The organism is Parafannyhessea umbonata (genome assembly GCF_900111255.1).
GTDB lineage: Bacteria > Actinomycetota > Coriobacteriia > Coriobacteriales > Atopobiaceae > Olsenella_J > Olsenella_J umbonata_A.
The window spans coordinates 309,392-332,544 of sequence record NZ_FOGP01000001.1 but is presented as its reverse complement, the minus strand read 5'-3'; the positions used below and the strand labels follow the sequence as shown (position 1 = coordinate 332,544).

General features: G+C 64.0%; 14 protein-coding genes. All 14 read right to left on the bottom strand.

Features of this window, described 5'->3' with window-relative positions:
* Positions 1-127 precede the first annotated feature (127 nt).
* Positions 128-1,156 carry a glucosaminidase domain-containing protein gene (locus tag BMY31_RS01420; protein WP_091007573.1) on the bottom strand — a complete coding sequence of 343 codons (1,029 nt, stop codon included), beginning with the start codon at positions 1,154-1,156 and terminating at the stop codon, positions 128-130.
* A gap of 307 nt (positions 1,157-1,463) precedes the next feature.
* The gene (locus BMY31_RS08885) at positions 1,464-2,480 is read right to left on the bottom strand and encodes a glucosaminidase domain-containing protein (protein ID WP_219334829.1); all 1,017 of its coding nucleotides are present in this window, start codon (positions 2,478-2,480) and stop codon (positions 1,464-1,466) included.
* A 42-nt stretch (positions 2,481-2,522) separates the two neighbouring features.
* Complete coding sequence (locus BMY31_RS01405) at positions 2,523-7,901, bottom strand: S8 family serine peptidase (protein ID WP_091007570.1); 5,379 nt, start codon at positions 7,899-7,901, stop codon at positions 2,523-2,525.
* Positions 7,902-8,064: 163 nt separating this feature from the next.
* On the bottom strand, positions 8,065-9,972 hold the full coding sequence (locus BMY31_RS01400; RefSeq protein ID WP_078686495.1) for an N-acetylmuramoyl-L-alanine amidase: 1,908 nt from the start codon (positions 9,970-9,972) through the stop codon (positions 8,065-8,067).
* 153 nt (positions 9,973-10,125) lie between these two features.
* A complete protein-coding gene (locus BMY31_RS01395) occupies positions 10,126-12,162 on the bottom strand; it encodes a DUF2142 domain-containing protein (RefSeq protein WP_143802908.1) in 2,037 nt (678 codons plus the stop codon).
* A gap of 54 nt (positions 12,163-12,216) precedes the next feature.
* Positions 12,217-13,383 (bottom strand): acyltransferase family protein, encoded by a 1,167-nt coding sequence (locus tag BMY31_RS01390; RefSeq protein ID WP_180371321.1) that lies wholly within the window; start codon positions 13,381-13,383, stop codon positions 12,217-12,219.
* 46 nt (positions 13,384-13,429) lie between these two features.
* Positions 13,430-14,473, bottom strand: a complete 1,044-nt coding sequence (locus tag BMY31_RS01385; RefSeq protein ID WP_257612322.1) for a J domain-containing protein — start codon at positions 14,471-14,473, stop codon at positions 13,430-13,432.
* A gap of 85 nt (positions 14,474-14,558) precedes the next feature.
* Positions 14,559-15,356 (bottom strand): YebC/PmpR family DNA-binding transcriptional regulator, encoded by a 798-nt coding sequence (locus BMY31_RS01380; RefSeq protein ID WP_078686492.1) that lies wholly within the window; start codon positions 15,354-15,356, stop codon positions 14,559-14,561.
* A gap of 140 nt (positions 15,357-15,496) precedes the next feature.
* Positions 15,497-17,350: a cellulase family glycosylhydrolase gene (locus tag BMY31_RS01375; RefSeq protein ID WP_091007561.1), complete on the bottom strand. Its 1,854-nt coding sequence runs from the start codon at positions 17,348-17,350 to the stop codon at positions 15,497-15,499.
* Positions 17,351-17,403: 53 nt separating this feature from the next.
* Positions 17,404-19,293 carry an NlpC/P60 family protein gene (locus BMY31_RS01370; protein ID WP_143802907.1) on the bottom strand — a complete coding sequence of 630 codons (1,890 nt, stop codon included), beginning with the start codon at positions 19,291-19,293 and terminating at the stop codon, positions 17,404-17,406.
* Positions 19,294-19,379: 86 nt separating this feature from the next.
* On the bottom strand, positions 19,380-20,285 hold the full coding sequence (locus BMY31_RS01365; RefSeq protein ID WP_257612321.1) for an SGNH/GDSL hydrolase family protein: 906 nt from the start codon (positions 20,283-20,285) through the stop codon (positions 19,380-19,382).
* A gap of 22 nt (positions 20,286-20,307) precedes the next feature.
* The gene (gene lgt / locus BMY31_RS01360) at positions 20,308-21,171 is read right to left on the bottom strand and encodes a prolipoprotein diacylglyceryl transferase (RefSeq protein WP_091007558.1); all 864 of its coding nucleotides are present in this window, start codon (positions 21,169-21,171) and stop codon (positions 20,308-20,310) included.
* A 153-nt stretch (positions 21,172-21,324) separates the two neighbouring features.
* Positions 21,325-22,119, bottom strand: coding sequence for a glycosyltransferase family 2 protein (locus BMY31_RS01355; RefSeq protein WP_078686488.1), 795 nt, complete (start codon positions 22,117-22,119; stop codon positions 21,325-21,327).
* Positions 22,120-22,149: 30 nt separating this feature from the next.
* Positions 22,150-23,145: a glycosyltransferase family 8 protein gene (locus BMY31_RS01350; RefSeq protein ID WP_159443959.1), complete on the bottom strand. Its 996-nt coding sequence runs from the start codon at positions 23,143-23,145 to the stop codon at positions 22,150-22,152.
* Positions 23,146-23,153 lie beyond the last annotated feature (8 nt).

The following is a 23,153-nucleotide window of genomic DNA, read 5'->3' as shown; positions in this document are numbered from 1 at the left end:
CCGACCCCCTCGGTGCACATCACCCATTAGGATACCGCACCGCAGGGAAGCATATTCACTCCGCACAAGATGGGCGGCCCCGCGGGGCCGCCCGAAACGTGGCGCTATTCGATTTGAAGCAGCGAGGCTACAGCGCGTTCATGATGTTGAGCAGCTTCGATGCGTACTTGGGGTCGGTCGCCCACTTGCCGTCGCCCAGGTCGGACACGCACGGGGCCGAGCCGCGGCCGAAGGCCTCCACCGCGTTGTTGAAGCGCGGGTCGACGCAGGGGTTGTTGAGCGGGTCTGCCGAGGCGTAGACCTTGAGGTGCTGGGCCTGGGCAAGAAGGCCCGTGGCGACGTCGGGGAAGGTGGCGCCGTGGGCCCCGTCGTCGGTGGCGCCCAGACCGCCGAAGTTGCACTGGTGGGGCTCGACCTGGCCGCCGAACTGCAGGTAGCCGGTCTCGAGCATGACCTGGGCGTACAGGACCTCGGCACGGATGCCCTCGGAGTTGGCCTGCTGGGTGAGAATCGTGCAGAAGGTCGTGATGTCAGGTGCGCCGTACTGCGCGTAGACGTCCGCCGGGTAGGCCGCGCCCTTGGCCGCTACGGTCTTGTTGTAGTGGGCGACCATGCGGTCGACCGAGACCGTGGTCGAGCCCATGATGCTATCGGTGACGGGGTGGCCGACGGCCACGGCATCCCAGCCGACACCCTCGTTGCTCCAACCCGCCTTGACGAGGGAATCCCTCTCGAACGAGCTGCAGGTGTAGTTGTGCGAGCCGGTGCGGGCGTACGGGTTGTACTGGCGGTAGACGGGGACGTCTCCGCCCGAGTACCACTTGATGCCCTCGCCGGACCATCCGTCCTTCTGGAGCTCGTCGTACTCGGCCTTGCTCTGGGTGTAGTGGTGGTCCGAGGTGTAGGGGTTGTACAGGCGATAGACGGGGTCGCCTGAGCTGGGGGCAATCCAGCCCACTCCTTCGTACGTCCATCCGACGCCGCACAGGTGGCTCTTCTCTACCGGGCTCGAGGTGTAGAAGTGCTCGCTCGTGTACTTGTTGTACAGGCGGTACATCTCCACGCCGTTGGTTTCCGCCAGGGCAGGTGTGGCCACGCCCATCGCTCCCACAAGGGAAAGTGCAAGCGCGGCCGCAACAGCATTTGTCTTCTTCAACGTGGCGCTTCCTCTCTGATTGTTCAAACCAAGCGATCAGTTACCAACAAACCATTCCAACCGAATCCTTCGCAGCGTCCCGTTCGCCTCCTTTGTTTCCATGCTGCTGATGCGAACATATCAACAGCTGCCGCCACAGGGAAAAACTGACTGTGACCTTGTCAAATGATGCTCACGAAATCTACCGTCCAAGCCCCAACCCATGCCGTTCGTGGTGGTTGGTGCCGTTCTCGTAACTTTGGCTTGCAAAAAGGGCGGCCCCGCAGGGCCGCCCAAAGAAGGCGTTATGTGGCCAAGTGGCAGAGGCCTACAGCGCGTTCATGATGCGGAGGAGCTTCGAGGCGTAGTTGGGGTCGGTCGCCCACTTGCCGTTGCCCAGATTCGAAACGCGGGGGGCACTGCCACGCTTCACGTACTTGAAGCGACCGTCGACGCAGGCGTTGTTGAGGGGGTCGGTCGAGGCGTAGGCCTTGAGGTGCTGGGTCTGCGCACGGAGCCCCGTCCTCACGTCGGGGAAGGTGGCGCCGTGGGCCCCGTCGTCGGTGGCGCCCAGGCCGCCGAAGTTGCACTGGTAGCTCTGGACCTGCCCGCCGAACTGCAGGTAGCCGGTCTCGTGCACGACCTGTGCGTAGAGTACCTCGGCGCGCACGCCCTCGGCGTTGGCCTCTTGGACCAGGATCTGGCAGAAGGTCGTGATGTCGGGTGCGCCGTACTGCGCGTACACGGCAGAGGGATATGACTTGCCCATTGCCCGGACGGTCTTGTTGTAGTGCTCGGCCATGCGCTCGACCGAGACCGTGGTCGTACCCATGATGTTGTCGGTGACGGGACGCCCCTCGCCGACGGCGAACCAGCCCACGCCCTCGTCCTGCCATCCGGCCGCGACCAGCGAGCTGCCCTCGTAGGAGCTGCAGGTGTAGTTGTGCGAGCCGGTGCGGGCGTACGGGTTGTACTGGCGGTAGACGGCAATCGATCCGCCCGAGTACCACTTGACGCCCTCGCCGGACCAGCCCGCCCTCTGGAGCGCCTCGTACTCGACGAGGCTCCTGGTGTAGTGGTGGTCCGAAGTGTAGGGGTTGTACAGGCGATAGACGGGGTCGCCCGAGGTGGGGGCGACCCAGCCGATTCCCTCGTACGTCCAACCGACGGAGCACAGGTGCCCCATCTCCTCGGAGCTGGCGGTGTAGAGATGCTCGCTCGTGTACTTGTTGTACAGGCGATACATGTCGGCACCGGCCTCCTCCGCCTTGGCGGCGGTGGCCAAACCCATAGTTCCCGCAAGCGAAAGTGCGAGCGCAACTGCTGCGATTAGTCTCTTCTTCACGCGGCGCTTCCTCTCTGTTCAAGTCGCCAGGGCGACGTTTTTCTAAAGACCATACCAGCCGATGCCCTCGGAACGCCATCCCGCCCGGATGAGCGCATTATTTTCGTATGCGCTCGCGGTGTAGTTGTGCGACCCGACAGACACGTAGGGGTTGTACTGGCGGTACAGCGGCGTCGAACCACCCGAGTACCAGCCCACGCCCTCGTAGTTCCAGCCAACCCCGCGCAGTGCGTCCCTCTCGCCCGCCGAGAGCGTGTAGTGATGGTCGCCCGTGTAGGGGTTGTACAGGCGATACACCGGGTCTCCCGTAGACGGTGCCTTCCAGCCCATGCCCTCGTACCTCCAACCGATCGAGGACAGGTGGGCGGACTCCACGGCGCTGGCGGTATAGAAGTGCTCGCTGGAATAGGGGTTGTACAGGCGGTGCATGATGATGCCCGAATCGCTGATCGCGAAGTTCGCCCTGACCGATCCCTCATAGCCGCCCATGCCGGTTATCGTCGCGGTCGCCGTCCCGGGGTTCACGTTGTTGGCGTACGAGACGCTGTAGTCGCGGTTCTGCGTGAGCGTCACACCGTTGAGCACCACGACCGGCGCAGGCGTGAGCGCGGAGCCCGTGTAGCTCTGCGCGACGACGGCGACGTTGGCCGACGAGATGTTGGCGCGCGCGATGGAGAAGTGCACGCTCTTCGAGCCCGTCATGCCGCCGGTGCCGGTTATGGTGAGCGTGGCCGTGCCAGGCCCCACGTTGTTGGCGTACGAGACGTTGTAGTCCCTCCCCTGCCTCAGGGTCGTGCCGTCGAGCCTTACGGTGGGGGCGGGCGTGAGAGCCGAGCCCGTGTAGGTCTGGTTCGCCACGCTCACCTCGGCTGAGGCGACGTTTCGCTGGACGATGGAGAAGTGCCCGGCTGCCGAGTCCTTGTAGTTGGCGAACCCGGAAATGGTGACGGTGCCCGTACCGACGTTGACGTTGTCGGAATACTCGACGGTGTAGTCGACGTTCCTTTGCAGCGTCACGCCGTCCAGGGTCACGGTCGGCTCGGGATACAGCTTCGAGCCGGTGTAGGCTTGGTCGGGCACGCTGACCTTGGCGCCGGCAATGCTCTTGGGCGCGATGGTGAACGCCCCCATCACGAAGCTCGCGTAGCCGCCCTTTCCGTCGACCCTGACCAGACCCCTCCCCGCTCTGACGTTGTTCGAGTACGAAAGCGCGTAGTCCGTCCCCTCCCGCAGGGTGACGCCGTTCATCGTCACCGTCACTGCAGGCGCGAGCTCCGAGCCCGTGTAGGTCGCGTCCGCGACGCTCACCTGCGCAAGCGAGATGTCTCCTCGCGCAATCGTGAAGCCCTTGGTCAGGGTGCCCTGGTAGTTGCCCGTGCCCGTGACCGTGCAGACGCCCGTCCCGGGGTTCGTGTTCCCGCTGTACGAGACGGTGTAGTCGACGCCCTTGCGAAGGGTGACCCCCTCCACCACCACCGTCGGTTCAGGCTCCAGGGCGCTTCCCGTGTAGCTCTGGTTGGCAACCTCGATCGAGCCGGCAGAGACGTCGATCTTCCTCGTGTTGAAGTCGACCGCCTTCGTCCCGCGGTAGTTGCCCCTGAAGGCGACGGTCACCGTGCCCATGTCGCCAGAATAGGAATAGCCAAGGCCATAGTCGGTGCCCGGGGTCAGGACGCGGTCCTCCCCCAGGCTGACGGTCACCTCGGGAGGCCTCCCCTCCCTGGCGCCGTCCGTCTTCGCAAGCGAGATCGCCAGCGTCTCGTCGGCGGAGGCGTCGTAGGGCGCGATTGCAAAGGTGCCGCCTCCAGTCCCGGCGTAGTTGCCCGTGCCCTCCACCAAGATAGTGCCCGCTCCGGCGTTGACGTTCCCCGAATAGCTGGCCGTGTAGTCGACGTCGCGCACGAGCGTCTTCCCACCCAGGACCACCGTGGGCTCCGGCTCGAGCGCCTCGCCGGTGTACGTCTGCGCGGCGGCGCTCACCTGCGCCCCCGAGATGTCGGCCCCGACTATCTGGAAGGTCGTTGCCTTCGACCCCGTGCAGCTTCCCTTTCCGACGATGGTGATGCCGGCGGTCCCGACGTTCGTGTTGTTGGAGTACACCACGTCGTAGTCGCGACCCCTCGTGAGGGCCTTGCCTCCCGTCGTCACCGTCGGCTCGGGTTCCAGCGCCGATCCCGTATACGTCTGCTCCGCAACGTTCACCTGCACAGACGAAAGGTCTAGCCTCCCAACCAAGAAGGAGCCCGCCGCCTGGCCCGTAAAGTTGCCCTGTCCGTAGACGGTCACGCCCGCCGTGCCGAACGAGACGTTGTTGGTGTACGAGGCCGCGTACTCCACCCCGGGGACCAGCGTCTTTCCGTCCAGCACGACCGTCGGGGCGGGCGTCAGCGCCGAGCCCGTGTACGTCTGGTCGGCGACGCTCACCTGTGCAGCGGCAATGCTCGCCCGCGCAATCTGGAACGTGCCCTGTGCCTCGCCGGCATAGTTGCCCTTGCCCGTCACGGTGATCTTGGCTGTCCCGGCGTTGGTGTTTTCGGAGTACGAGGCCGTGTAGTCGGAGCCCCCGGCAAGCGTCTTTCCCGCCAGCGTCACCGTGGCGGGGGGAGCCAGCGCGACGCCCGAGTATGTCTGGTTGCTCGCCGCCACGCTCGCCCCCGATATGTCAGCCGGGTCGATGCCGAAGCTCCCCGTCGCCGTCCCCGTGTAGTTGCCCACGCCGGTGAGGGTGACCGTCCCCTGTCCCGCGTCCACGTTGTCGCTGTAGACCGCCGCGTAATCGGTGCCGGAGGACAGCTTCCTTCCGGCAACTTTGACCGAGAGTGCGGGCATGCAGGCGGAGCCCGTGTAGGTGGGGGTGGTCGTAGCCAGTATGCTCGCACCCGCAATGCTCCTCCTGGCGATGGCAAAGCCTACGGTCACGTGTCCCTGGTATTCTCCCTTGCCCGTCACGGTGGCGTTGCCGGTCCCGCTGTCGACGTTGTGGTCGTACGTGACCGTGTAGTCAGTCCCCTCCACGAGCGTCGCGTCCCCGCGCGTGACGGTGGCGGCCGGCTCGAGCGCCTCGCCGGTGTAGGTCTGGTCGGGCACCGTCACCTGCGCCAGCGAGATGTCCTTCTTCGTGCTGAAGTTGACCGTCGTGCTGCCCATGTAGTCACCCTTGAACGTCAGGGTCGCCACGCCGGTCTTGCCCATGCCGTAGGAGTAGCTCGCGTCAAAGTCGGTGCCCTCGGCCAGCACGACCGACCCGCCGATGCGCACGTTCGCCGTGGGGTCGCTTCCGCTCGTGGCTCCCTCGGTGTTCGAGAGCGTCACCTCAAGCGTCACGTCCGCCGGGGCGAAGTACGGCGCTATCGAGAAGGACTTGGACTTCTGGCCCGTATAGCCCCCCGCTCCGGTCACGATGACCGACGCCGTTCCCGCATGCTCGTTGTCGCTGAAGGAGAGCGTGTAGTCGACGTCTTTGGTCAGGACCTTTCCGCCGACGATCACCTTCACCTCGGGCTCGCAGGTGGGATGCGCGTAGCTGAAGGTCTGGTCGTCCACCGCGATGGTCGCCGCGTCGATGGACTTGGGCGACACCACGAGCTGGGCGGCGGCGCTGTTGGAGTAGCTGTCGCCCTCCATGTCGGTCTCGGTGAAGGTTCCCGTGATCGTGGCGCTGCCCACGCCAACGGCCGTGACCGCGCCCGTGCTTGCGTCGACCGTCGCCACAGACTCGTCCGAGGACGACCAGCTGACCGCCGCATCGGCATTGCCGCACTCGAGCGAGAGGGTCTCGGTGTCCCCGACACCCAGGGCCTTCTGTCCCTGGACTGAAGGGTGCAGATTGCGCATCGCCGCCAGGGCGTCAACCTCACCGTAGCCGGTGCCCTCATCCCAGCCGAGGCCCGTCGTGGAGTCGGACGAGAGGTTGATGTCGGCCGCAGTCGAGTACACGACGCAGCGCGCCTGCGACGCGGTGAGGGTGGGCTCGCTGGCAAAGAGGAGCGAGAACACGCCCGCGACGGCAGGCGATGCCATCGAGGTGCCCGTCTTGACGCCATAGCTCGAGCCCGTCGTGCTCCAGATGCTCGTTCCGGGAGCCGAGACGTTCTTGTTCTTCTGGCCCGGAAGGTTGTAGTTGGAGCCCGACTGCCTGAACACGTTGGTGGTTCCGACGGCTGCGTCCAGGTTGATGACGCTCACGAACGCGTCTCCGTCGCCCGGATAGTCCTCGTACGGAAGCGGGACGTTGCTGATCTTGTTGCCGGCGGCGGCGACGCTGACGATATTGTAGTCGTTGAAGGCGTCACGCGCCTTCCTGTTCAGGGCGTCGTCCGCGCTCACGGCCATGTTGCCGCCGATGCTCACGTTGATGACCCTGATGTTGTGCTGCGTCCTCTTTCCGAGCACGTAGTTGTACCCCTTGATGATGCCTTCGTCATCCGTCCCGTAGGCGCCGTTCTCGGTAAAGAACACGTTCACCAGGACGAGACCGGCGTTGTAGGACACGCCGGACACTCCCATGCCGTTGTTGGTCTCGGCCGAGACGATGCCGGCCACGTGCGTGCCATGGCCACCGGTGGCCTCGGCGACCGTCGTGGAGGCCGCCGTTATGTCATACGTGTCCTTAACGTTGGCCGCCAGGTCCGGGTTGTCGGACCGGAAGCCATCGTCCAACACGGCGACCCCTACGTCGTTGTGAACCTGTCCGTCCGCCTGGACCAGGTAGGACCAGGCGGAGAAGACGTTCATGCTTGCCAACATCCACTGGTTGAAGGTCGAGGAGGTGCGGTGGGTGACCTGGGCATACGGGTCGTCGATAGCAACGGGTGTCTCGGCCGTGGCACCCAGGAGCGCAGGCAAGCCGCCTTCCTGAAGTCCGCCGGAGCCGTCGGTCTGCTCGGCACGGGTGCCCAGGGCGTCCGCAAGTCCAAGATCCACGCCGAGCGACCCCGACCCCGCGGCCGCATGGTAGACGTAGTTCGGCTGCACGGCCTCGACGGCTCCTGAGGACGCGATTTCGACGACCGCGTCCTCGACCGTGCTCCCCTGCGCGACCGAGACAATCATCATGCTCTCGTCCAGCACTTCGACGGATGCGTCCGACCCAATCGAGGAGAGGCCCGACAGGCGCTCGCGGGCAGCCTCGGCGCTCAGGCCCTCGGGAAGCGTGACCAGGACCTCCTGGTCACGGTACTCGGCGTCGACGCTCATGAGCCTGGTGGCCGCCTCGTGCGTCGCCTCGTCCTTCGAGTAGCGAGCGTCGTCGCCATCACCGTCAGAGGGGGTCTCGCCCTCCCCGGATGCGTCTGGCTCGACCACCACGGTGGCGGTCCGATTGACGTCCTCACGAGGCGCCCGGGGCATCACGGCGGCAGCGACTACCACGACGGCCAGTGCCACCAGCACCAGTGCTATGCCAACAAGGCGCTTCCTCATTGTGGTCTCCCGCAAAAAGACACCTAACTAGCAACATTTTAGTATGAAAACAGTCAATATATGTTGCCTTTTACGTGCGCTAACGCATTTTTCCGTCAAATGGACGGAGCCCGCGCATCTCGCACGGGCCCCGTCCGATCAAGCCTTGTGTGATAGTCAATGCCTAGCTCGCCGCGTACCAGCCGACGCCCTCATCGTGCCATCCGGCCCTCACAAGGGAGTCGCGCTCGTAGGCGCTTGCCGTGTAGTTGTGGGAGCCCGTACGAGCATAGGGGTTATACTGCCGGTAGATCGGAATGGATCCGCCCGAATACCACTTGATGCCCTCGCCAGACCATCCAACCCTCTGGAGGGAGTTGTACTCGGCAAGGCTCCTGGTGTAGTGGTGGTCGGACGTGTAGGGGTTGTACAGTCGGTAGACCGGCTCTCCCGTCTTCGGGGCGGTCCAGCCCACGCCCTCGAAGTCCCAGCCGACGTCGATGAGGTTGTTTCGCTCCGCAATGCTCTGCGTGTACAGGTGCTCGCCCGTGTACATGTTATACAGACGGAACATGGTTCCCTCGGGATAGTTGGGCAGCGTCAGGCCATAGGCCTTGATGATGCCCTTCGCGTCGGCGACGCCGAGCGCCCTGAGCTTGGAGTCGCTGTTGAGGTAGTTGTTGTAGTCGGAACTGTCGATGAAGCCGTGCTCGACAATGATGCCCGGCATGTTGTACCAGCGCGCGTAGCGGCAGATGCCATAGTAGTCGCCGTGCTCGCCCGTGGGATAGTTATATCTCGCGTCATAGTCGATGTAGCGCCTGACCAGACCGCGGTTATGCATCCCCAGACGCGTGAGCTGCTCGAGGATGTCGTTGCCCAGCTCGATGCTCTTGCTTGAGACGCCACCGTTGTAGCTCTGGGTACCGGGAATGAGCACCTCGCAGCCCACGCCGCCGCCAGCGTTGATGTGGATGCTCACGAGGACGTCAGCGTTATTGTTCTTCGCGCGAATGACGCGGTCGCGAACGGACACGCTCTCATTCTGGCCGCGCGTCAGGACCACCCTGACGCGATCGTACTTCACAAGCTCCGACTTGCAGTAGTTTGCGATCTTCCACGTCATGTCCGCCTCGCGGGCGCCATTGGCGACCGCGCCGGAATCGTAGTCGTCATGACCGGGGACGCCGCCATGACCGGGGTCGATGGCGATGACGAGCATGCCGTCACTGCCCTTGCTGATCGATTGGGTCGTGAGGAGCCCCGAAGACCGCGAGGAGCTAGACTCCTCCTCGGCCTTTGCGATATCACTCACCGAGTCGAGTCCGGACTCCTGCTCGACCAGGTTGCCAGAGTCATCCATGGAGTAGACGTTAAGCTCGACCCCGTCCGCATCGCTAGACTGGGTGCCCGTGCTTGCGGCAAGCTGCGTCACGGTGAAGGTGCGGCTCGCGCTCTCGGTATCGTCAAAAGAAATGCTGCCGGAGTTCCCGTCGTCCTTCGTGAACGTCATCGAGCTGATCTCGTACTCGCCCTCCCCGTTCAGCGTAACGGAGAAGAGCAGGGAGCTTCCGGTGGTGTCCGAGGACTGGACCTCGAAGGTCGAGCCGTCCAGGTCGTTCTTGATCGTAAGCGTTCCCGAAGACGCATTGTCGACGCTCTCGAAGCCAACGACGATGCTCTGGGTATCACCGGGAGCGAGCTCGGCATAGTCGGTGTAGACGAACTTGATAAATCCTGCGGAGGGAACGGTTGCCACCGCAGCCCCCATCCCGTTCGTGCTTGAGGCATCGGGATTCGCCGCGACGGCGTCGGCACCCGTCGTGGTGGCGTTGTCGCCCTGGGTGGAGTCGTTGCCCTTCTGGGCCTCGACGGCACTCTGGTCGGCCTTCTGGTCACCCCGTCCCTCGGAGGGCGTCGCGCTCTGCTGGCCCTCGGACTGCGCTGCATCGGCACCCTGCTCGGTAACCGTGGCTACGCTTCCGTCCTCGCCGGCATAAGCAAGCTGAACGGGAACGGAAGACATGCATAGCGTTGCCGAGAGGAACAGAACGAATATCTGTCTGAGCTTATTCGCAACGACGTTTTTCATGGCAAGCTCCTAATGGCTACGTTTAGGGTCGATTGGATGGGGCGATTCTATCATCGACCTAGAAAAACGACCCTAGAGAAGCCTGTATTTCTTCCCTAAGGCCGTAATAACTACGTAAGTGTTTTCAGCAAGCTGACGAATAGATGCAGTTGTCTACGCCAAAACGTTCACTGCGATGAGGAGCCAGGAGCACAGGAACGCGAACGCCGTGCATACCGACAGGGCGAAGGCGTCCATGCCCCTCTGGGAGAAGGGAAGCCTGATCCTGGTCGAGAGAACGAGCGCGAGCAGGCACCCCATGACGGGAAGCAGGTAGCGCCTCTGAACGCCCTCGATGCGACCAGTCGCGCCAACTGGGTTGAACGAGACGTAAAGCGCGGTCACGATGAGGAACACCGTGATGACGACGCAGAAGAGCGTCCAGAGCCTCGCGCCGATCGACACGCCACGGTCCTCCTCACCCGCATAGTCGGTAAGCACGACGAAAAGCATCGAGACCAGGATCGCACAGGCGGCGAACAGGCCAATGGACAGCCTGGACATGCCCTGGTAGTAGCCGTACCAAAGCAGGCCGCTGCCGAGGCTCACCGGCTCGACGTAGTCCGTCACGACGTAGTTGCCAAAGATGCCAAGGTAGCGCGGGACGTCCTGAAGGATGAAGGCGACCTGGCCGGAGGCGTTCACGTCAGACCCGCCGCGGGTGTCCGTAACGGAGCCGCCGTTGGTGACGAGCATGGGCAGGGCGAACGACGCTGCCATGAAGGCCACGACCGCGGACGCGCAGAGGATGAAGCGAACCCTGTCCCTGGTGGACCTGAAGCACTCCCGCGGAATCAGGAACACGAGGCCCATCAGGGGGAAGTAGACCGCCTTGGGAGCAAGGCCCAGGAGGAAGACGAGCAGCAGCGCGACCTTGAACCTCGTGGAGAGGACGGCGCGCTCCGAGCGGGCACGCAGCACCATCGCCGTGGCGAGGAACATGAGCGACGTGAGCCAGGGGTCGTAGGAATAGAACGACGCCGTAAAGATGCTCAGCGGGAGCAGGGACACCAGGGCAAGGGTCCTCTTCTTGATGGGGGTCACCCAGATGGCGATGGCGCAGATGATTCCGTAGAAGAGCAGGTTGAAGAAGCGCCCAAGGACGATGACCGCCGAGAAGGGCAGGTGGAGGAGCCTTCCGAGCCACAGGCCGCATGCGGAGGGCACGTAGCCGAAGGCGTTGATCACCAGAAGCTCGGGGCCATAGCCCGGCTCGACCGTCACGGTGTCGAAGGAGTCGTTTGCGTCGAGCCCGCCGGAGTACGTGGCGATGTCGTCGGCAGACCACTGCATGCTGTCGTTGGGTGCGAGGTTGATGATGCGCCCTTCTCCCTTGGAGGACATCTCGTAGACCCGATCGGCTAGGGTGTGCTCGGAGTCGACGATGTAGGAGAGCTCGACGGAGTGACGGTAGTGGATCTGCTCGTCAAGGCCCGCGTGAAAGCCTGGGATGGCCGCAGCCATGAACAGGCCCGAGGAGAGGAGAACGGCCAGAAAAGCCGCCTCGAGGGATAGCTCGCTGCCCCGGACGTAAGCGACGATCGCCCCGACCGAGAACGCGAGCGCGAAGAAGAACAGGAACGCGACGGGAAGGGAGATTCGGGCGAACGCGGCGGCAGCAAGGCCGAAGACCACGGCGAAGGCGAGGGCGACGAGGGCGGGAAGCGCCAGCGCCCTCAGCTGCCAGACGAAGAGCGACAGTCTCCTGCCCCAGCGCTTGCGGTCGTCGCCGAAGAAGTAGGAGATGCCGCCAAAGGCGATGAAGGAGATCCCCCAGAAGATGACGACGCGCTTGAGCTTCCACGCGTGCGGGGAAAGGGCGCTCGAGGCGGGAGACCCAACGAGCGTCAGGAACTCCAGGACGAAGGCGAGTGCCAGAAGAACGGCAAGGTCCTTGCACAGGAAGCGCGCGACGAATCGGACGTCGCGTCCGGCCTTGCGAAGGACCCTGTCCCTCTCGGCGAACTCGGCGCCCACAAAGAGGGCGAGCATGGCGAGGACGAAGATCGCGGCGGCGGCACCCGTCCCTCTGAAGAAGCGATAGGCGACGAAGAGGCCCGCAAGGCAGGAGAGGACCACGATGGCGCCGAACGCGACGCACAGCGCGCGGCCCGGATCCTTCTTGTTCATGGCTAGCTTGGCTTCGCTCACGTTGTTCACATCCCCTTTATGACTGACGAAAAGACGGCACGAATCGGCTTGCGCCTACTTGGCGAGAAACGCCCACCGGGCGACGGGCTTCGCGAGGGAGAGCAGCCTCGCCGCAAGGATTGTCCCGCAATGGACGAGGGCGATCGACCCCAGGGCTGCCAGAACACCAAGAGCCCAAGACGCACCTTGGAGTGCCGAGAGGTCGAGACCAGCGAGGCGAAGCGCCGCAAGCAGCGCGGCGAGCACCCAGAAGTGGAGCATGTACGTCGCAAACGACCAGCGCGAGACGCACGAGCACAGCGACCTGAAGGCCTGGGGCGCCCGGACTAGCAGGGGCTCCGCGCGGTCGATGGCCTCGAACAGGCAGACCGAGCAGAGGGCCACGGGCGCGAACGAGTAGCTCAGGGGGCTGCCGAAGCCGGCGGTCATGCTGAGGCACTGCATGCCGGAAAAGATGCCGAACGAGGCAAGCAGGCAGGCACCGAGGGCCGCGGCCGGCACGCGCCTGAGGGCGCCGCGCCTTGCAGCGTAGCCCGCAAGCAGGTACAGGACCCAGACGCTCTCGCCCCAGACGGTCGCGCCGAACAGGTTGAGGTTCAGGACGGAGTGGAGCTCTTCTCCCACGCCGAAGAAGACGCACAGCGTCTGAGCGCTGGGCACGAGAAGGCCGAAGTAGAGTGCGGCGGCCAGAAGCAGACGGCGTAGCGCGCTTCGGCCCTCGCCCTCGCCCTCCAGCCAGGCAACCGCACGGGAGAGCAGCGGGAGTCCCAGGTAGATGCCAAGCGTCAGGACCAGGTACCACAGGGCGCTTCCGGTGTCGCCCACCAGGAGGGCTGCCTTGGCCATGCGGCCGAAGCTGATGGGAAAGCCGTTCTGGAGGTCAGGCAGGCCGGGCAGCTTGCTGAGCAGGCACCAGACGACGTTCCAGACCTCGTAGGCGACGAAGATGCCCAGCAGGTTCCTCTTGAGGTAGCGGCCCAGGTAGTCGCCGGAATAGTCGCGCCCGAGCATCAGGTAGCCCGTGAGCATCACGAACAGGGGGACACCGATGCGTCCCGCGGCGCAGAAGAGCGAGGCGGCCGCGGGATGGCTGGGACCGAGGAAGAACGGCGAGAGGTGGGTGACCAGGACCAGGAAGATCGCGACCCAGCGAATCAGGTCGAGCGACAGCCTCCTTGCGTGGGACGTCGCCTTGGCCTCGTTCGTCAAACTCTTCTGCAAGTCAGTCTGCCCTTCTCTTCCGTTTGCAAGACATCGCACGGCAGGTCTAGCGGGCATGCTTCGCGCTTGCCCACTGGCCGCAGCGCTTGAGCATGTTCATGCGCATGGTGACGTAGCGCTTCTCGACGGCGTTGCCCAGGGAGCGGGCGATGCCCGTGACGAAGCCGCTGCCAAAGCAGCCCAGGAGGCCGTCGATTCCGAAGAAGGCGCCACCAGCCATCAGCAGGACCTTCTGCCACGGCCAGCCGGCGACGAGCGCATCGCCTCCCAGCGGGTACGACAGCGCCAGCGCGACGAGGAAGCCGGCAAGGGGCAGCTCGAGCGGGCCGTACCACTGCTTCTGGATGAGACTCGTGAGCTCGGAGGTGTAGGAGCCGGAGGGGCGGATGTTCACGTGGACGCGCGTCTGCAAGCTGATGAGGCCGTTGATGGCCTCGCGCACGGAGCCGGAGATGTGGCCAGCCAGGAGCTCGTACACCAGGAAGTACGTGGGATAGAGGAACGCCGCCAGCCAGCCGACGTAGTCGAGGAGGCTCGCGTCGACGCCCACGTTGAAGCGACCCGCGTTGGCGGGAAGGACCGGAGAGACGGCCCACCACAGCAGAGCGAGCAGCGCGACGAAGGCGACGCGCAGGAAGACGGGGCCCAGCAGGAAGCGGCGGAGCCTGTGCGTCCCCGGCGCCGCGTCGACCGCGTCGTTCGCGTTCTTCTCGGCGACCGCACTGCGGGGATTGCCGTCCTTGTCCCAGAAGAGGGAGTCGTCCACCTGGGTCTTCCCGACCTTCTGCCCCGTGGGCGAGAAGTGCACGCCCACGCCGTAGCGGCCCTCTTCCCCACCCATCATGTCGCGGTGCAGCGTCGCCTCGGCATTGTCCTCGAAGTAGGTCTTGAGCAGCGCGTAGGCCTTGTTGACCTGGGTCATCTTGCGCTGCGCCTCGTCGGGCGAGATGCCGTTGGTAGCGGCGTTGTCGGGGTGGTACTTCTGCGCGAGCGCCATGAAGCTCTTGCGCAGGGCGCGCTTGTCGTAGCGCTCGGGCAGGTCGAGGATCTTCTCGGCCTCGGATTGCGTCATGTCTTGCTTGCGTGCCACGCGGACTACCCCTCATAACCAAAGGGACCGACGGAAGTACCGCCGGTCCCCACTGTTCGTTGCGAATGCGGCCGAGCCGCGAGGACTACTCCTCGTCGAGCTGGGCTGCGACCTCGTCGGAAACCTCCATGGAGGTGTAGACGTTCTGGACGTCGTCGAGCTCCTCGAGCTTGTCGATGAGGCGCTGGACCTTCTTGGCGTCAGAGAGCTCGAGGGAGTTGGGGGTGTTGGGAACCATGGTGAGCTCGGAACCCTTGACCTCGATGCCCTGCTCCTCGAGGGCCTTCTGGACTGCCTGCATCTGGTCGTAGGCGGTGTAGACGATCCACTCGTCGCCGGCATCCTCGTAGTCCTCGCCGTCAGCCTCGAGAACGGCCATCTCGAAGGCCTCCTCGTCCACGGCGTTCTCGCGATCGGCGACCTTCTTGTCGTCGGACTTGATGATCTTGTCGATTGCGATGGAGCCCTTGCGGGTGAACTGGAACGCGACGGAGCCGGTGGTGCCCAGCGAGCCGCCCGCGTGCGTGAAGGCGGAGCGGACGTCGGCGGCGGTGCGGTTGAGGTTGTCGGTCAGGCACTCGACGTAGAAGGCGACGCCTGCGGGGCCGTAGCCCTCGTAGGTGACCTCCTTGTAGACGACTGCCTCGGCGCCGGTGCCGAAGGCCTTGTCGATTGCGGCCTTGATCTTGGCGTTGGGCATGGAGACCATGCGGGCACGCGCGACAGCCGCTGCGAGGGAGGCGTTGTTGTCCGGGTTGGGGTCTCCACCGGTGCGGGCAGCAACGGTGATGTTACGGGAGTGCTTGGAGAAGAGCGCGGAACGCTTGGCGTCGATAGCGGCCTTCTTGTGCTTAGTGGTAGCCCACTTAGAGTGTCCGGACATGTATTGCTCCTTCTGATATTGACAAAAACATATCGATGATACGAAAAGCTCACGCGCGGGGCAAGGGCATGAGGTAAACGTGGCCCACGCTTTCGCGAAGGCTCCACGTTAGGCGGCGGCCCTGCGGCGGGCTGGCGGCACTATCCCAAGGAGAGGCCGGCCCCCGCGGCGACGATGACGCCAATGTCGGACTGGCTCTGCCCCGCCCCGATGCTCCCGTTGTAGGAGGCGTTGCGCAGGGTGACGGTGCCGCCCGTGGCCTCCTGCGTGCAGTTCCAGCCCTGGTTGACCTCGACGACCTGGCTGAAGGGCAGGCTCACCTGCCACTGCGAGAGCGCGGCGCCCGAGGGGTTCGACAGCGTGATGCTGTACTGGTAAAACGTCTGCGACCCGCTGGGCCAGGAGTTGACCAGCGTCGCCCGGACGCGTAGCCCGCCCGAGTGAAACGCGTAGGTGGTGCCCGTGGGGACCGACGGGGACCACCCGCCCGAGCCTCCCCCGCCCGCCGCGCTCCCCGGCTCCGAGCCGGTGGTGTCGGTGAGATTGGCGAACTTCTGGTCTCCGGTGAGGGTCCGGTAGAGCCACGAGCCAGACTGGCTGAGGTCGGAGACCGTGAAGCCTGCGGCCTTGGTGCACGAGCTCTTGATGGCAGAGGCGGACTCCGCCTTGTTCGAGAGGCTCCACATGCAGTAGCTGACGCCCAGCGAGTTCATGGTAGCCACCCACTGGTCCGCCGAAGCCTGGTCTATCGCCCCGTTGCCGCTGGCGTCGCAGATGCCGAACTCGGAGACGAAGACAGGAAGGCCACCCTGCACCACCCGCACCATGCGGTTGCGCAGGTCGTCCCTGTGGGTCGTGGCATAGAAGTGCAGGGCGTACGCCACGTTGCCGTACGGAAGCGGGTCGACCGCGGCCTTGTCGACCTCCTGGGACCACGTGGGTGTGCCCACGATCACGATGCCGTCCGGGTCCTGCTGGCGTATGACCGGTATGACCTGGCTCGCGTAGCGCTTGATGTCGGCCCAGCTGCACCCCCCGTTTGGCTCGTTGCAGATCTCGTAGATGACATTGCCCTGGCCTCCGTACTGGCGGGCGATCTCCTGGAAGAAGGCCTTTGCCTCGTCCACGTGGGTCAGCGGGTTGCCGTCGTGGAGGATGTGCCAGTCGACGATGACGTACATGTCGTTGTCGGTGGCGTACTTGATGCCGCCCTTCACGAGGTTCCTGAGGTAGGTCCTGTCCCCGCCGGAGCAGTAGCCGTTGTACTCCTCGGTGTACAGGGCGATGCGCACCACGTTCGCGTTCCACTCGCGCCTCAGCTGGCCGAAGCAGTCGGCGTTGACATACTGCGGGAACCAGCCGATGCCATGCGTGCTGATGCCGCGAAGCTGAACCGGAGTGCCGCTGCCATCGACCAGCTGAGCGCCGCTCACGCGCAGCGCCCCGTTTCTTGAGGGGCTCGCCAGCGTCGTGGAGACAGGCTTTCCCGCGCCCACGCCGTACCAGCCTATGCCCTCGCCCCTCCAGCCGACGACCAGGAGGTTGTCGTGCTCGAACTTGCTGGCCGTGTAGTTGTGCGTTCCCGTGCGCGCGTAGGGGTTGTATTCGCGGTAGAGCGGAACCGTGTGGGCATCATCCGAGTACCAGCCGATTCCCTCCGCACGCCAGCCGGCACGGCTGAGTGCGTCTCGCTCCGCGGGGCTCGTGGTGTAGTGGTGGTCGCCCCCGGGGGCATACGGGTTGTAGAGCCTATACACCGGGGTGTTGGACCTTGCGGGCGCGGTCCACCCCACGCCCTCCCAGCGCCAGCCGATCCGGGAGAGCGCGTCCTTCTCTGCAGGCGAGGCCGTGTAGAAGTGCTCGCCCGAATAGGGGTTGTAGAGGCGGTACATGTCTTGCGCCTGCTCTTCGGCAAGGGCGAAGGGTGAGCCGGCGAGAAGGGCCGCGGCAGCGACCAGGAGCGCTACCAGGACGGCGGACAGCCGACGCGGCATTGACCTGGGTTGAGCCCTCGCAACGTGTTTAGCGATGGAAGACATGGCGATACCTACTGGAAGAGCCTGATGACGCCCCGGGGCGTCCCGAGGTACCACAGGCTGTTGTAGCGGACCCTCGTGCCCGGGGCGCCCGCCTCGATGATGGTGTCGTTGCCCACGTAGACGGCAACGTGGCCGTTCCACGAGATGACGTCGCCGCGCCTGCGGTCTGAGACCGGTACGTGCATGGCGCTGCCGTAGTTCCAGAGGTTGTTGGCGTCGTGGCTGTGCCAGCCGCTGTCGCCGGTGGCCATGTGGTCATACGGGTTGAACTCGCCCAGGTCCATGCCGGTCGCGTAGGCGCACTGCATGACGAGGCCCACGCAGTCCACCCCGATGCCAGGCTGCATGGAGTAGTCCCAGCGATAGGGCGTGCCAAGGTACTCGACGGCTCGCTGCACGAAGGCCTCCGCGCACTGCTCCCTCGTGGCGTCGGGGGCGATGCGCGAGGGCGTGACGTAGGTGAAGTAGCCGTGTGCGTACGACGGGAGGAGCACGCCGTAGGCACTCACCTGATAGAAGCCGGGAGGGTTCTGGTAGCCGATCTTTCCGGTCGCCAGCCTCGTGGCCCTGCCATCAGAATCGGCGAAGTACCAGCCGTCGGAGCGTCTGAGGCAGACGTTGCAGGCAACGTAGCCGCATGACCCGTCGGCGTAGTAGGTGCTGCCGTCACGCTCGAACCAGCCCACGCGCGCCAGGCCGTAGCCTCCCTCGTCCGAAATCCAATAGCGTCGCAGATTGCCCGAGTCCCACGTCCTCGTCACGACCCAGCCGCCCGCAGGCCCCGCAAGCCTGCCGTTCTGCTCCGCGATCCAAGCCCAGCCGTTGCCGCGGTCCCGCACGCCACGAACGACCGCCCCCGAGGAGGTGGCATAGGCATAGTAGCCGGTGCCCTCGGAAGGCAGGACCAGGCGCGAGGTCGCGATCATTCCGCCGGAATCGACCCAGTAGCGCTCGAGCGACCCCCAGGCGGACGTGATGAGCCAGAAGCCGTCTATCGCGAGCCGCTCGTGCTCGGCAGCCCTCCACGCGACTCCCTCGCGCCTCCATCCGACGCGCCCGAGTTGGGTGTCCTCGAGCGCCGACGCGGTGTAGTTGTGGCTGCCCGAGCGCGCGTAGGGGTTGTACTCGCGATACACGGCGGGACCGCCAGAGCCGTCCGACTTCCAGCCAACGCCCTCGTAGCGCCATCCGAGCGAAACAAGGTGGTCCCGCTCAACGGCGGAGAGCGTGAAGTGGTGGTCTCCCGCGTAAGGGTTGTAGAGGCGAAAGACCGCGTCCCCCGACGTGGTCGGCGCGACCCAGCCGATCCCCTCCCAGCGCCAGCCCGCGATGCAGTCGGCACGGGCTTCGTAGAGCGACGCGGTGTAGAAGTGCTCCCCCGTGTACGGGTTGTAGAGGCGATACATGTTCGCGTAGCCCGACGCGTCGTCGGAGGCGGTGGCAAGCCTTGCGGCAGCGGCGGTCGTGACGGGAGTCGATTCGACGAGCCCGGCATCGTCACTCGCGGCCGAGGCCGTGGGGTCGTCGGGCGGGTCCTTCTTGACGTCCGACGCGTCCGGCGGGCTGGTCTCCAAGGTCGTCGGGTCCTCGCGAGGGGCAGGCGCGCATGCGCTTGCAGGCGAGGCGGGCGCGGCTTCGCCGGATGCCGATACAGCGACCCCGGCCTCGACGCTCAGAGGAGTCGCATCGCCTGAAGTCGGCTCCTCGTCAGAGGCATCGCACGCGGACCCGCTGTCGGTGGAAGGCACGATCCGCTGCTCATAGGCCACATCGCGGGAGACGGCGACCGGAGACCCGCCGGAAACGCCCGGGGCGGCATGCGCCGGGGACGGAAGCAGGACGAGAAGAGAGAGTCCGGCGGCAATGGCCCCCAGAGTCAGCGATCTTGACCGTCTCACGCGCATCGCCCCCAACGTCGTCGTTGCTCACCATTCTAGAGGCGGCAGGTGGGTCGGTGGCTCCCCTATGGCACGGGCGGGCCGTACTAGTCCGCGAGGCCCATCTGCTCCTTGAGCGAGAGCCAGAGCTTGTGCGATCCCGCAGAGGTGGGATGGACCTGGTCGCGGTTGAAGTCGTCGCTGTAGAGCTCGAGTGCGTCGTAGAGCGAGTAGTGCTCGTAGCCCCTCTGCTCGCAGACCTGCGTCAGCACCTCGTCGACCTGGTCAATGCTGTAGAGGACCCTGGCATCGGTTCGCCTGTTGTCGGGAGGCGTCACGACGATGAGCCTCTTGCACTTGGCAGCGGCGGCATCGAGCGCGGTCTCGGCGTAGGACCTGAAGTCGTCGATTGAGCACTTGCTCGCGTCGTTGGTACCCAGCATGACGACGATGACGTCGGCGCCGTCGCCCAGCCAGGCCTCGGGGTGCTCGGCCAGGTACTGCATGCGCCAGCCGCTGACGCCGGCGTTGACGAAGGACGTCACGCCATGGTCGGTAGCCCAGGTCCTGAAGTCGTTTGCCCAGCAGGGAATCTTATCCGAGACCTCGAACGCGGTGCCCTCAGGACCCGAATAGACCATGGTCGGCCCGGTAGGAAGCGTGTCGAAGCCGTCGCACAGGTAGCCCGCCGTGATGGAGTCGCCGATGAGCCTGACCGAGTCGACCCTTCCCAGGCCGAACAGCTCGTTGAGGCTCATGTCCGACTCGTCCTGCTCGTCGGTCACGACAAGGGCGCCTTGCGCGTCGCTCGAGGTCCGGAGCTGATGGCCCCCCGTCGGGCTAGAAGGGGGATTGGGAACTATGCCGGCAATCACAAGAAAGACTCCCGTCGCCGCAATGACCAGGATGAACAGCAGGGCAAGCGCTATGCGCAGACCAATGCCAGGGAGGTCGGGCTGTCCCGCATCGTCCTTCTTGTCCTTCTCCTGGCTATGCGATAGATGCTTGGTCAAAACCTACAACCTCGAATCAGAATTACTCGTTACGAACGAACTGCCCGTCACCCTCCGCGACGTCTAGGAAGCCCTCCTGCGGTCGATTGAGCCGATGTGCCACGACCAGCACGGCGACCCCCGCAAGGAAGACAGGCACCGAGAGGCACTGTCCCATGGTGAGCCAGTTGGTTCCCAGAAGGTAGCCGAGCTGCTCGTCGGGAAGGCGCACGAACTCGATGGCGAAGCGGAACACGCCATACAGCATGAGGAACGTCCCGATGAAGGTGCCCTGGGGGCGCGCGGGCCTCTTGCGCGAGAGGACGAAGAGCACCGCGAAGATCACCAAGCCCTCCAGAATGGCCTCGTAGAGCTGAGAGGGGTGGCGATACACGCTCCCGCCACCGGCATCCGAGAACATGACTCCCCAGGGAAGGTCCGTGGGCTTGCCCCACAGCTCGCCGTTGACGAAGTTCGCGCACCTTCCGAAGAAGAGGCCCAACGGAGCGCCGCACGCAGCCAGGTCGCACATCGTGGGAATGGAGAAGTGCAGGCGCCTGCAGGCGAGGGCGCCCCCTACGACCGCACCCACCAGGCCGCCATGGAAGCTCATGCCTCCCTCGTTGGTGGCGAGGATCTTGATGGGGTTGGCCAGGTAGTAGCCGTCTCCGTAGAAGAACACGTAGAACAGGCGGGCACCGATGATCACGCCAAATGCGATGGAGACGATGACCGTGGTCACGTCGTCGACGGAAAGGTCGGTCCCCCAGCGGCGTGCCGTACGGTAGATCACGTATGCCGCGCAGATGAAGCCGAAGAAGTACGCGAGGCCATACCAGCGTACGACGACGGGTCCCAGCTGGAACGCGATGGGATCGAGAGAGTGGTACAGAGCATCAAGCCACATGGAAAGGTCTTCTCCCCTGCCAACGATTAAGAGTACGCAAGTCTGCGCTTAAGTGACGATAGTAGCAAAAAGGGCGACGCGCCCAATTCTTAACGCACCGCCCGCTCCGCGCCTCCCGTTCGCACCTTTGTAGTAAGGAGCGTGCCAACATGCCTATACGGCGTTCGAGTTCATTCCGATCGAGTAGAAGTGATTGATAGCCCTGGCGACGGGAGTAGGCCAGAACCTCGATAGCATTTCAAGGTCTTCGGAGCCACGGACGTTGTTTTCGATGAGCTTGGTCGTGGTCGACTCCTCGTGGATTCGGTGATACATGAGAATCTTCTTCGAGTAGAGGAAGTCTCCCGGAATGCGAGAAAGGGTCTCCCAGGTATCCCAATCGAGGTCACATCGCATGCTGGTCTTGAAGGGCGGATTGGGAACGTTCTTCCTGCACAGAGTAACCGCAGGGCAGCAAATTGCGGAGCCATAGGCCATTGCACGGCGCTTCGCCCTGGCACTCGATGCGTTGCACCTGTTCTCCAGTGGCCTCAGCAAGAATCGCTTAACGGAAAGCAGCCTGTCATCGTCGACACGAATCCCATTCCTGAGCTCACCGTAATTGCTGAAGAAGATCACCGGGGCGTGCGACTCGTCTACCGCCCTTAGCGCCTCGGCGGCATAGCCTGGGCAATAGACGTCATCCTGATGAGCAATCGTGACGTAGTCGCCCGTAGCCTTGGAATAGGCGAAGTTCCAGTCCTGTCCGATCCCATGCTCCCCGTCATTTACGTAGACAGGAAGGCCATAGCGATTCGCGATGTCGCTCAACCAGTCACTCGGAGTGGACGTGGCGATGTAGACCTCGCTTCGCACCCCTTCCTGATTGAGAACGGACTCGATGCACTCGGTAAGATACTCGCTCTTGCCGTACGCGCAAATCGCAAATGTATGCCTTACGTTCGCCATTTTTAGGGTTCCCCTTTTGCCTTGCCTCAACTAGTTCTCCGCATCCTTCTTGCGAGCCCGCTTCCTCTTCTCCATCACGACAGGAATCAGCCTCGTAATGATTCGATACCTCGCCATGGGGAACGGATGCATAAGTGCGTTAAAGACGTTCCAAGCAACGAAATAGCCACGCCACCCCTGCTCCATCCCGACTCCCTTATAAGGCGTCGCGCCAAGGTAGCGCAGGTACTCATCGCGATAGCGATGCTTGTTGCCCTCGCGCCAGGGACGTTCCTCACCAAGATAGTGGATGATAGCGGGCTTGCTGGTGCCGCGCTTGTACTCATCCTTGCTGTAATAGGGAACTCCTCGCATGAGGGAATTGAGCGTCCTGTAATTGTAGAAGACGTAGGAGTTGCACCAGTTGTAAGCAGGAGAGACGGCCTTGATGCGCCCCTTGAGCACGATGTTGATGGCATCCTGGTCGTTCGCAAACAGTTTGTCCCCGTTCTCGAGACAGTAGTCCACGATCTTCCGCTCTATCCCCTCTTCCCTCCAGCGCTTGAGATCAACGAGGAGCACGCCAGCGTTGAAGTACTGCGAGCGTGCGAGCCCAAGGGCCTCGAGTCTGTCCCTGTCAACGGTTGCTTCGATGCATCCGGCAATGACCTGATCGCCCTCAAACTCAGTGTTCCAATAGTCTTTGAGGCTTGAAAGGACAATGGTGTCGCCATCCAAATGCAGCACCCTGTTGACGCCCTCGGGAAGGAATCTAGCCATTAGAAGGCGCGAGAGGACGATCTCGCTCCAGCCAAATGTATCAAAGTTACCAAACGCTTCCATGAAGCCGTCGATGGCGATGATGTCGATTGAGCGTCCGAATTCTCTTGCGACTCTGCGCAGGTTCTCGGCAGCCGTCGAGTTAAGGGCAAGACCAAAGATATAGAAATGAATGTCCTCGACGTCCCTGTTGCTATCGCACAGCGAGGCCATGCTCGCGCAGACCTGAGGGGCAAAATTGCTGTCAAGCTCATACAGAATGTTCAAGGCTAACC

What these genes read in the sequence shown, in the direction of transcription:
- BMY31_RS01405 (WP_091007570.1), bottom strand. Translation starts at nt 7,901, where the DNA reads ATGAGGAAGCGCCTTGTTGGCATAGCACTGGTGCTGGTGGCACTGGCC.
- BMY31_RS01400 (WP_078686495.1), bottom strand. Translation starts at nt 9,972, where the DNA reads ATGAAAAACGTCGTTGCGAATAAGCTCAGACAGATATTCGTTCTGTTC.
- BMY31_RS01380 (WP_078686492.1), bottom strand. Translation starts at nt 15,356, where the DNA reads ATGTCCGGACACTCTAAGTGGGCTACCACTAAGCACAAGAAGGCCGCT.
- BMY31_RS01375 (WP_091007561.1), bottom strand. Translation starts at nt 17,350, where the DNA reads ATGCCGCGTCGGCTGTCCGCCGTCCTGGTAGCGCTCCTGGTCGCTGCC.
- lgt (WP_091007558.1), bottom strand. Translation starts at nt 21,171, where the DNA reads ATGTGGCTTGATGCTCTGTACCACTCTCTCGATCCCATCGCGTTCCAG.
- BMY31_RS01355 (WP_078686488.1), bottom strand. Translation starts at nt 22,119, where the DNA reads ATGGCGAACGTAAGGCATACATTTGCGATTTGCGCGTACGGCAAGAGC.